Raw genomic sequence first — 8,933 nt, 5'->3', positions numbered from 1 at the left:
GCACCAGCATCGGCGCCAGTGCCGCCAGCCCCGCCAGCGACCAGACATCGCCGCGCAGGCGGGCCCAGATGCCCATCGCCAACGACAGTGCGCAGCCGACGATGAAGCTCCACTGCAGGACCTGCGCAACCACGCCCAGTCCATCGCGCTGCAACCACGGCACCAGTGCTGCCACCGTCAGCAGGGACCACAGCACCAGCTGCTGGCCCACGCGCGAACGTGGCAGTACGCGGTCACCGCCGTTCAGGCGCCACAGCGCCGGCAACACCAGTGCCTGGGTCGCTGCAGTCAACGCCAGCAGCCACCAGTCACCGCGTCCGCCGACCCGCAGCCAGGGTTCGGGATAGCCGCTGAGGCCACCGAGGATCGACTGCCACAGCACCAGCACCAAGGTGGCGCCGATGTACATCAGGAAACTGCGGTCGCGGGTGGTCAGATAGGCCATCAGCGCCGACAGCGCCAGCGCGATTGCCACGGCGATGCAGGCAGCGCGCACCAGCAGCCGGGCAGTATCGTTCTGCTGTACCGGGCTGGGCGCGCCCAGCTGCAACGTCGGCACCCAGCGCGCCTTCAGCGGCGTCTGCCAAGAGACCAGGAAGGGTTCGTGGCTGCCGGCAGCAGGTACCGCCACCATGCCGATGCCCGCACGGAAGCGCGAGTCGCGGGTGCGCGCGTCCTGCATGTTGCCGCAGATCTCGCGGTCACCGTGCTGCAGCCGCACTTCACCGGCAAAGACATTGAAGACATCCAGCGCCTGCGGCTCGCCGGACCAGCCTTCTGGCGGTGCATTCACCCGTGTCTGCTGGCGCGGCCCGGCCAGCATCTCCGGCGTACACGCGCGATGGGGCGTAGGTTCGGCCGTCGCGGTGCCGACCAGAAGGTAATCGCGGCCGGCGTCGACGCTGCGCGCATGGCCCAGCCACGGCAATGCCAACCACACCAGCAGCAGGACAAGCACCGCCCCTGTTTCCAAACGCACCTGCCTGCCGCCCACGCCACGTCCTGTTACTGCTTACGTCCGCGCCCACTGCGCGTCGCCCCTGGCGGCATTATCGCAGTCGAAGGCGCCGCCGATGTGTAGACCAAAGTGGTGGGGGTATTGGCCGGGCTGCCGCCCGGCACCCGCAGAGGCCGGAGCCGAAGCAACAGCGAAAGCAACAGCGAAAGCGGCTACCGAGGTGGGCGGGGCGGTATGGGCAGGCAGGACACACCGTAAACCCATCCATGGGGGCTCGATGGCGCCATCCATGGCGCCAACGGTCCTGCCTGCCCATACCGCCCCACCCCTGACAGCGTCCTGGCGTCTGCTGGATCCCCGTCATGCGTGGATGAAACTCCATCGAAATCGAATATTTCGATAATTGGACGAAGAGCATCCACGCATGGCGTGGATCTACGTGTCGACCAAGGTCGACACCCACCAGGAGCAGGCCATGCCATTCCGGCAGATTGCGGAGATCTGTCGAAGGCGGGGTGGGTCCGGTTGCGGGGGCGTGAGCGCCATGGATGGCGCGACCGAGCTTACATGGACGTACTTGCAGCGTCCCCCGCAACCGGACCCACCTCGCCATCCCCCAGGAACCCCGCTGTTGCTGTTGCTGTTGCTGTTGCCGCTGAGGTTGCCGGCCAGCGGCCGGCACTACCGCGGGTGCCGGGCGCAGCCCGGCCGCAGCACCTTCAGCCGGCAGCCGATGGCCCCTGCGTGCCGGCCAACCGCATCGGCCGCAGATCAGCCAGGGTCAACCGCTCCAACGGCTGCGGCCGTTCAATGGCATAGCCCTGCAGGCCCTGCACCCCCATCCCGGCCAGCGCCTCGGCAACTTCAATGGACTCCACCCACTCGGCCACCACCTCCATCTGCAGTTCGCGGCCCAGCTCGCTGATCGCACGCACGCTGGCACGGCTGACCGGATCGGTATCCATGTCACGCACGAAGGCACCATCGATCTTCAGCATGTCCGCCGGCAGCTGCCGCAGATAGCCGAACGAGGACAGGCCCGAGCCGAAGTCATCCAGCGCCACCCGGCATCCGCGCGCCTTGACCGCGTCGATGAAGGCACGTGCCTGGCTCAGGTTGCCGATTGCCGCGGTTTCGGTGATCTCGAAACAGAGCTTGGACGCCAGCGCACGGTTGCGCTCCAGCAGGTCGCAGACGAACGCCAGGAATCCCGGCTCGGCGATCGACTGGGCCGACACGTTGACGTTGCACAGACCGAGCTGGCGAACGTGCGCCGGACACACCTGCAGGTGGCGGAACAGCAGGCCGAGCACGTGCCGGTCCAGCACCACCGCCATGCCGTAACGCTCCACCGCCGGCATGAACTGGCCCGGCAGGTGCAGCACACCGTCGCTGTCACGCATGCGCACCAGCACTTCATAGTGCAGGTAGGACGGATCACCTACCTTGGCGATGCGCTGCGCATACAACAGCATGCGATTCTCGGCCATGGCACGACTGACCCGCTGCAGGCGTTCGGCTTCCAGCCGCCGTTCTTCCAGGGCCAGCCGGTTTTCGTTGAAGCAATGCACGCGGTTGCGGCCGGCCTGCTTGGCTGCATAGCAGGCACTGTCGGCGGCGCTCATCAACCAGTTCGCGTCCGGTGCCTCGGCCGTCACTTCGACCACGCCCACGCTGCAGCTCAGCTGCGGACTGCCTTCGCTGATCGGGAACGTGGCCTGGCCCAGGTTGCGGATCAACCGCTGCAATACGCGCTTGGCTTCATCCTGGTTGGCGCGGGCGAGGAACACCGCGAACTCATCCGCGCCCAGGCGGCCCACCCAGTCGCCATCACGCACCGCGCCGACCAGGTACTCGGCGAAGCTGCGCAGCATCTGGTCGCCGGCCGCGTGGCCGAAGCTGTCGTTGACCAGCTTGAAGTGGTCCAGGTTGATGTAGCCCAGTGCGTGGGTTCCACCGTCGGAGCGGACCTGCAGCAGCGACTTCTCCAGCAGGCGCTCGATCTCGCGGCGATTGATCAGGCCGGTCAGTGGATCGTGGCTGGCATGGTGTTCGATCTCGCGCGCCAGGGCATGGTTCTGGCTGACATCCTCGACGATGGCGAACACCGACAGGCCACCGCTGGAGGTGCGCACGCCGGTACCACTCCAGCGTCCCCATACCAGGCTGCCATCACGACGCCGGAAGCGCAGTTCGCCCGGTCGCAGCTGGCGATCCCAGTCGATGCGGCCACCCCCATCGATCACCAGCTCGCCCTCCATCAGCAGCTCGGCCAGCGACATCTGCAGCAGCACGTCGCGGCGATGGTCGAGGATGTCGGCCATCGCCTGGTTGGCCTCCACCACCCGGCCGGCGGCATCCAGCTTGAGCATGCCGACGTTGGCCTGGTAGAAGGCCGCCCGGAAGCGGCTCTCATGCTCGGTCAGGTCCTTGCCGACCCGGCGGGCCAGGGCAACCGCCATCAGGCTGATCAACAGGACCGACAGGCCGCCCACGGCCAACGTCGCGATGCGCACCGCACGGGCCATGCGCAGCAGCGCCTGCGAGAACGCCTGCGCCTGTGCGCGCAGCTGGTGGTCGATGCCCCGCAGCCGGTGCAGATACTCATCCACGGTCGCCTCGTCCAGCGGTCCCGAGCCATGGCGGCGTTGCAGTTCCTCCGACAACGCCTGCAGGGCCAGCAGGTCCGCGTCGGTCTGCCGCCACAACCAGGTGGCCTCGCGGAAGGCACCGACATTGCGCGCGTGGCGGAACGAAAAGATCAGCCGCGGGATGTCGGCGCGGGCGTTACCCCCACGCAGGAAGCCGGCGCGGGCTGTCGCCTCGTCCGGTTCGGGTTGCTCCAGCGCCTTGCGAGCCTGCAGGTCACCCAGCGGAACCCGCAGTGCCCGTTGGGCATCCTGCAGATCCTGCAGGTGGCCACGCGCCAGGTAACGGCTGAGCGCTGCGGTGGCGTCCTGCTGCCCCCGCGACCAGTAGCCCTGCCCTGCGATCCACGCGGTCGATGCCGCCTGCAGCTCCTGGATCACGGCCGACAGCGCGACCAGTCCGATCGCCATGCCCGTCAACAGCGCAAATCGCAGTCCCAGCCCGCGGGTCATCGGTACCCGGCGGCGCTGTTGGTCCATGCCACTTCTACCCATCCTGGATCCCCCGAATGTGCTGCGGTGACAATCTCCTACGGAACCGTGCCAGCCTAGAACCGGGGATGTGTGGGCCATGCGAAACCGGACCCGGCCGGTGACCGGCAGCGGCGGCCAAGCCGGTCTGACACCCTACAAATGACAACGCCAGCCCGGAGGCTGGCGTTGTTCATCTACTTCAGCGCGGCTTAGAAGCTGCGCGGGCCGCGCGGCTTGTTGAAGCCATCACGACGCGGCGGACGGCTGTCGCGGTCGCCGCCGGGGCCACCCGGGCCGCTGCGACGCGGACCACCCGGACCACCGGGGCCACCCGGGCCGCCCGGACCACGCTTGTCGAAGCGCGGCTTGAACGGACGCGGCGCCGGATTGACCTCTTCACCAGCCGCCAACGGCCGCATCTGCAGCTGCTGGCCGGACACCCACACCTTCTGCAGGTGGGTCAGCACGTCCGACGGCATCTGTGCCGGCAGATCCAGCAGCGAGAAGTCGTCGTGGATGTCGATGCGACCGATGAAGCGGCTTTCCAGGCCGGCTTCGTTGGCGATGGCGCCGACGATGTTGGCCGGCTTCACGCCATGCTGGTGGCCGACCGAAATGCGGTAGGTCTCCATGCCCTGCTCCGGTGCACCGCGCGGCGGCACGTCACGGCGCGGGCGCTGCTCGAAGCCACCCTCGGCATCGTCACGACGCGGACCACGCTCGAAACGCGGGCCGCGCTCGTTGCGGTCGCCACGTTCCGGGCGCTCGGTGCGCTCGAAACGCTCACGCGGCGCGCGCTCTTCGCGCGGTGCGCGCACCGGCGGCTGCAGCAGGAACGGGGTATCGCCCTGCATCATCTTCGCCAGTGCGGCAGCCACTTCGATGGCCGGCACGTTCTGCTCGGCCTCGAAGCGCTCCAGCAGCTGGCGGTAGAAGTCCAGGCCACCCTGGCCCAGCGTCTCGGTGATGCGCGAGGTGAACTTGCTGATGCGGTTGTCGTTGACCGCTTCCACGCTCGGCAGCTGCATTTCTTCGATCGGCTGGCGGGTCGCACGCTCGATCTGGCGCAGCATGCCCTTCTCGCGCGGGGTAGCGAACAGGATCGCTTCACCGCTGCGGCCGGCACGGCCGGTACGACCGATACGGTGCACATAGCTTTCGGTGTCGTACGGGATGTCGTAGTTCAGCACGTGGCTGATGCGCTCCACGTCCAGGCCACGAGCGGCCACGTCGGTGGCAACCAGGATGTCCAGCTTGCCTTCCTTCAGCATGGCGATGGTGCGCTCACGCTGGGCCTGCTGCATGTCACCGTTGATGGCGGCAGCGGCCAGGCCACGGGCCTGCAGCTTGCTGGCCAGTTCCTCGGTGCCGGCCTTGGTGCGCGCGAAGACGATCATCGCGTCGAACGGCTCGACTTCCAGGATGCGGGTCAGCGCGTCCAGCTTGTGCATGCCGCTCACCCACCAGTAGCGCTGGCGGATGTTGGCCGAGGTGGTGGTCTTGGTCGCGATGGTGACTTCGACCGGGTCCTTCAGGTAGGTCTGCGCGATACGACGGATGGCCGGCGGCATGGTCGCCGAGAACAGCGCCACCTGGCGCTTCTCCGGCAGCTTCTTCAGCACCGCTTCGACGTCGTCGATGAAGCCCATGCGCAGCATTTCATCGGCTTCGTCCAGCACCAGCGTCTTCAGCTCGGACAGGTCCAGCGTACTGCGGTTCAGATGGTCGATGACGCGGCCGGGGGTACCGACCACGATGTGCACGCCGCGGCGCAGGGCCGTCAGCTGCTGGCCGTACGGCTGGCCGCCGTACACTGGCAGCACGCGGAAGCCGGGGATCTTCGAGGAATAGGACTGGAACGCCTCGGCAACCTGGATGGCCAGCTCGCGGGTCGGGGCCAGCACCAGGGCCTGCGGCTTGATCTGCTGCAGGTCGATGTTGGACAGCACCGGCAGGGCGAAGGCTGCGGTCTTGCCGGTACCGGTCTGGGCCTGGCCCAGCACGTCGCGGCCTTCCAGCATCGCCGGGATGGTGGCAGCCTGGATCGGCGACGGCGTTTCGTAGCCGATGGCGGTAACAGCCTGCATGACGGGCTCGGACAGGCCGAGCTGCGCGAACTGCAGCTGCGCTTGGGTTTCTTGGGACATGGGGAACTCCGAAGGCACTGCCACGAGCATGGCAGGCGAAAAAAAGGGGGATTCCGCGCTTTGGGCGCCCTTCTTATCGCGTGCCCTGGCGCTGCTCGGTTGAAGCTGAGGTTTTACTCGCTCAGAGCGGAATGATACCGCACTGTTGCTGAACAAGGTGTACAGGAAACCAACGGCATGCCGTTACGGCCCGCCGTGGCGCACAATAGGCGCCCATTTTACCGCTGCGGGCCCTGTCCTGCAGCGCCTGCCCCAGGAAACCCCGTTCCATGCAGATCCTCGAATTCGACCTCGACGGCGACTACGTCGAACTCAAGCAGTTGCTCAAGCTGGCCGACCTGGTCACCAGCGGTGGCGAAGCCAAGATGGTCATCAGCGAAGGCCTGGTGCTGGTCGATGGCGAGGTCGAGCTGCGCAAGGCCTGCAAGATCCGCGCAGGCCAGGTGGTCGAGTTCAACGACAGCCAGATCCGGGTCCTGGCCGCCGTTTGAGTCACCGCGCGGCCGTCAGGCCACGCGCTGGGTCAGGTGGGCGGCAATCAGCTGCCGGAACGGCGCCACCCCCTGAGCTACCCGCAACCCCGCCGCGCGCAACAGGCGCGCCGGCCGGCGGTCATCGGTATACAGGCTGGCAATCGCATTGGTCGCCTCATATAGCGGCCGCGCTGCCAGCCGATGCCCGCGCTGGTAGCTGCCCAGCATGCCGGCGGCGGCGATATCCGCGCCGCGCCGCTGCTGCTCGGCGATGCCCTGCGCCAACCGCTGCGCACTGGCCAGGCCCAGGTTGAAACCATGTGCGGTGACCGGGTGCATGCCCACCGCGGCGTCACCGATCAACGCCGAACGTTCGCCGACGAAGCGGTGCGCATACACCCCGACCAGGGGATAGGCCTGCGGCGTGACCACCGGCTGCATGCGTCCCAAGCGGTGCTCGAAGAAACCGCTGATGGCGTCCCCGAACGCGATCTCATCCATCGCCAGCAGTTCTTCGATCTGCCGCGGTGGCAGGGTGATCACCGCCGATGCCTGGCCTTCGTTGAGCGGCAGCAGTGCCATCGTGCGTCCATAGCCGAACCACTCCCACGCCGTGTGGTGATGATCGCGCTCGACCTGCATCCTGCAGACCAGCATCGACTTGCCGAAGTCACGCATCTGCGCACCGATGCCGAGCATGCGGCGGGTGCCGGAGAAGCGGCTGTCGGCGCACACCAGCAGGCGCGCGTGCAGTTCGCTGCCATCATCCAGGCGCACCACGTGGCCCTGGCTGTCGGCGCGCACCGTCTGCACCTTGCGACCATCGAACAGCTCCAGCCCGTCCTGGCCCTGCACCGCCTGCCAGGCCGCGCGGCGGATCAGATGATTGGGCACCAGCCAGCCCAACGGCTGGCCATCGATCTGGCTGCTGGCGAAGGTCAGCGCGAATGGCGACCCGCCGTTCATCACCCGCGCGTCGCGCAGCTCGGCAACCTCGGTCTCGGGCAGGCGTTGCCACAGGCCCAGCTGTTCCAGACTCTGTCGCGACGCATGGGTCAGGGCGATTTCACGGCCATCGAAGGCGGCATCGGCCAAAGCCTGGCGCGGCTGCGCCTCGACCAGCCCCACCTGCAGGCCGGTGCCGGCCAGCGCGCGCGCAAAGCACAACCCGGCCGGTCCGGCGCCGACCACCACCACGTCCATCCTGCGCATGCGCACCTCCTGCCGTTGATCCAGTCGCGGCCAGCATAACGCCGCGTGCCTGACCGGCCTTGATCTGGATCAGCTGTGCGTCACAGCAGCGCGAACACCAGCGCCAGGATTGCCAGGATCGATACCAGCCAGACCAGGCTGCGCACATAGGGAATGCCAGCGGCGTACAGCGGCAGGTACACCACACGGGCCCAGAAGTAGACCTGCGCCGCCAGCGCGGTGGTGTCACTGCCGCGCCCGGCCACCACCACCGCGATCGCAGCGGCAGCGAAGAACGGGAAGGTCTCGAAGAAGTTGGATTGCGCCCGCTGCAGCCTGCCTGCCAGCGGACTCAGCGGCTTGGACGAGTCGTCGCGTGCAGAGGCGTTCCATTTCATCCCGCGCTCGCGGGTGACCACGGTGGAGGCGGCGAAGATGTAGACGAAACCCAGCAGCATTGCCCATGCCAGCATCGTCAGTTCGGTGGCCATCGTCGATCTCCGTCAGGGGCTGGATGCGCGCAGGCTGTAACCGGCCAGGCGCCAGGTCTGGTCTTCGTCGAAGCGGAACGACACCAGCTCGCGTACCGGCTGCGCGCTGTTGGCGAAGCGGGTCGGGAAGCTGACGTTGATGTACAGGCCTTCAGGCACGGCAGCGCCTGCGGCGTACTTGACCCGGGTGATGGTCGGCTGGCCACGGCCGGCCATCGCGCCCAGACGCGTGCGGTCTGCCGCAAGCTGGCTGACGAAGGCCGCCTTGGGCACCGCCCGGCGGGCAACAGCCGAGGCGCCGTCCCACAACTCACCCGCCCGATTGGCGTCGACCAGTTGCGCGGCCTTCAATGCGGCGCTGCCCATTTCCGCGTCCTGTTTCTGCACCTGCGCCTGCTGGGCAGCACTCAGCACCGGCGTGGCAGCGGTCGCCGGCTTCGCGGCGGTCGGGGCACTCGGCGCGGGGCGAGCCGGGGCCGGTGCGGGCGTGGCCGGTGCAGGCGCTTGCGCCAGTGCAGCCAGGGGCAACAGGGACAGCAGCAGGAGCACGC

At 67.8% G+C, this 8,933-nt stretch carries 6 protein-coding genes and 1 pseudogene; 1 reads left to right on the top strand and 6 read right to left on the bottom strand.

What is annotated here, in order from left to right:
• From DBR20_RS22980 to DBR20_RS10710, 3 genes and pseudogenes are all read right to left on the bottom strand, one after another.
• Window positions 1–919: pseudogene (locus DBR20_RS22980) on the bottom strand (7TM diverse intracellular signaling domain-containing protein); the annotation flags it as partial.
• Window positions 920–1,677: 758 nt separating this feature from the next.
• Window positions 1,678–4,101: an EAL domain-containing protein gene (locus DBR20_RS10715; RefSeq protein ID WP_108266167.1), complete on the bottom strand. Its 2,424-nt coding sequence runs from the start codon at window positions 4,099–4,101 to the stop codon at window positions 1,678–1,680.
• 188 nt (window positions 4,102–4,289) lie between these two features.
• Window positions 4,290–6,227 carry a DEAD/DEAH box helicase gene (locus tag DBR20_RS10710; RefSeq protein WP_108266166.1) on the bottom strand — a complete coding sequence of 646 codons (1,938 nt, stop codon included), beginning with the start codon at window positions 6,225–6,227 and terminating at the stop codon, window positions 4,290–4,292.
• 269 nt (window positions 6,228–6,496) lie between these two features.
• Here DBR20_RS10710 and DBR20_RS10705 point away from each other — a divergent pair, with 269 nt between their 5' ends.
• Window positions 6,497–6,718, top strand: a complete 222-nt coding sequence (locus DBR20_RS10705) for an RNA-binding S4 domain-containing protein (RefSeq protein ID WP_089239773.1) — start codon at window positions 6,497–6,499, stop codon at window positions 6,716–6,718.
• A 15-nt stretch (window positions 6,719–6,733) separates the two neighbouring features.
• Here the strand turns inward: DBR20_RS10705 and ubiM are convergent, their stop codons facing one another.
• The 3 genes from ubiM to DBR20_RS10690 all read right to left on the bottom strand — a co-directional run bounded on the left by ubiM (window position 6,734) and on the right by DBR20_RS10690 (window position 8,931).
• Window positions 6,734–7,912 carry a 5-demethoxyubiquinol-8 5-hydroxylase UbiM gene (ubiM, locus tag DBR20_RS10700; RefSeq protein ID WP_108266165.1) on the bottom strand — a complete coding sequence of 393 codons (1,179 nt, stop codon included), beginning with the start codon at window positions 7,910–7,912 and terminating at the stop codon, window positions 6,734–6,736.
• A gap of 80 nt (window positions 7,913–7,992) precedes the next feature.
• A complete protein-coding gene (locus tag DBR20_RS10695; RefSeq protein WP_108266164.1) occupies window positions 7,993–8,382 on the bottom strand; it encodes an MAPEG family protein in 390 nt (129 codons plus the stop codon).
• 12 nt (window positions 8,383–8,394) lie between these two features.
• Window positions 8,395–8,931: a DUF4019 domain-containing protein gene (locus DBR20_RS10690; protein ID WP_108266163.1), complete on the bottom strand. Its 537-nt coding sequence runs from the start codon at window positions 8,929–8,931 to the stop codon at window positions 8,395–8,397.
• Between the last annotated feature and the right edge of the window lie 2 nt (window positions 8,932–8,933).

The sequence above is a fragment of the Stenotrophomonas sp. HMWF023 genome (genome assembly GCF_003060985.1).
GTDB classification, from domain to species: Bacteria; Pseudomonadota; Gammaproteobacteria; order Xanthomonadales; family Xanthomonadaceae; genus Stenotrophomonas; species Stenotrophomonas lactitubi.
This window is presented reverse-complemented; position numbering and strand designations above follow the sequence as displayed.

Excerpts from the sequence above, each read along its gene's own strand:
- DBR20_RS10715 (WP_108266167.1), bottom strand. The coding sequence starts at position 4,101 with ATGGGTAGAAGTGGCATGGACCAACAGCGCCGCCGGGTACCGATGACC.
- DBR20_RS10705 (WP_089239773.1), top strand. The coding sequence starts at position 6,497 with ATGCAGATCCTCGAATTCGACCTCGACGGCGACTACGTCGAACTCAAG.
- ubiM (WP_108266165.1), bottom strand. The coding sequence starts at position 7,912 with ATGCGCAGGATGGACGTGGTGGTGGTCGGCGCCGGACCGGCCGGGTTG.
- DBR20_RS10695 (WP_108266164.1), bottom strand. The coding sequence starts at position 8,382 with ATGGCCACCGAACTGACGATGCTGGCATGGGCAATGCTGCTGGGTTTC.
- DBR20_RS10710 (WP_108266166.1), bottom strand. The coding sequence starts at position 6,227 with ATGTCCCAAGAAACCCAAGCGCAGCTGCAGTTCGCGCAGCTCGGCCTG.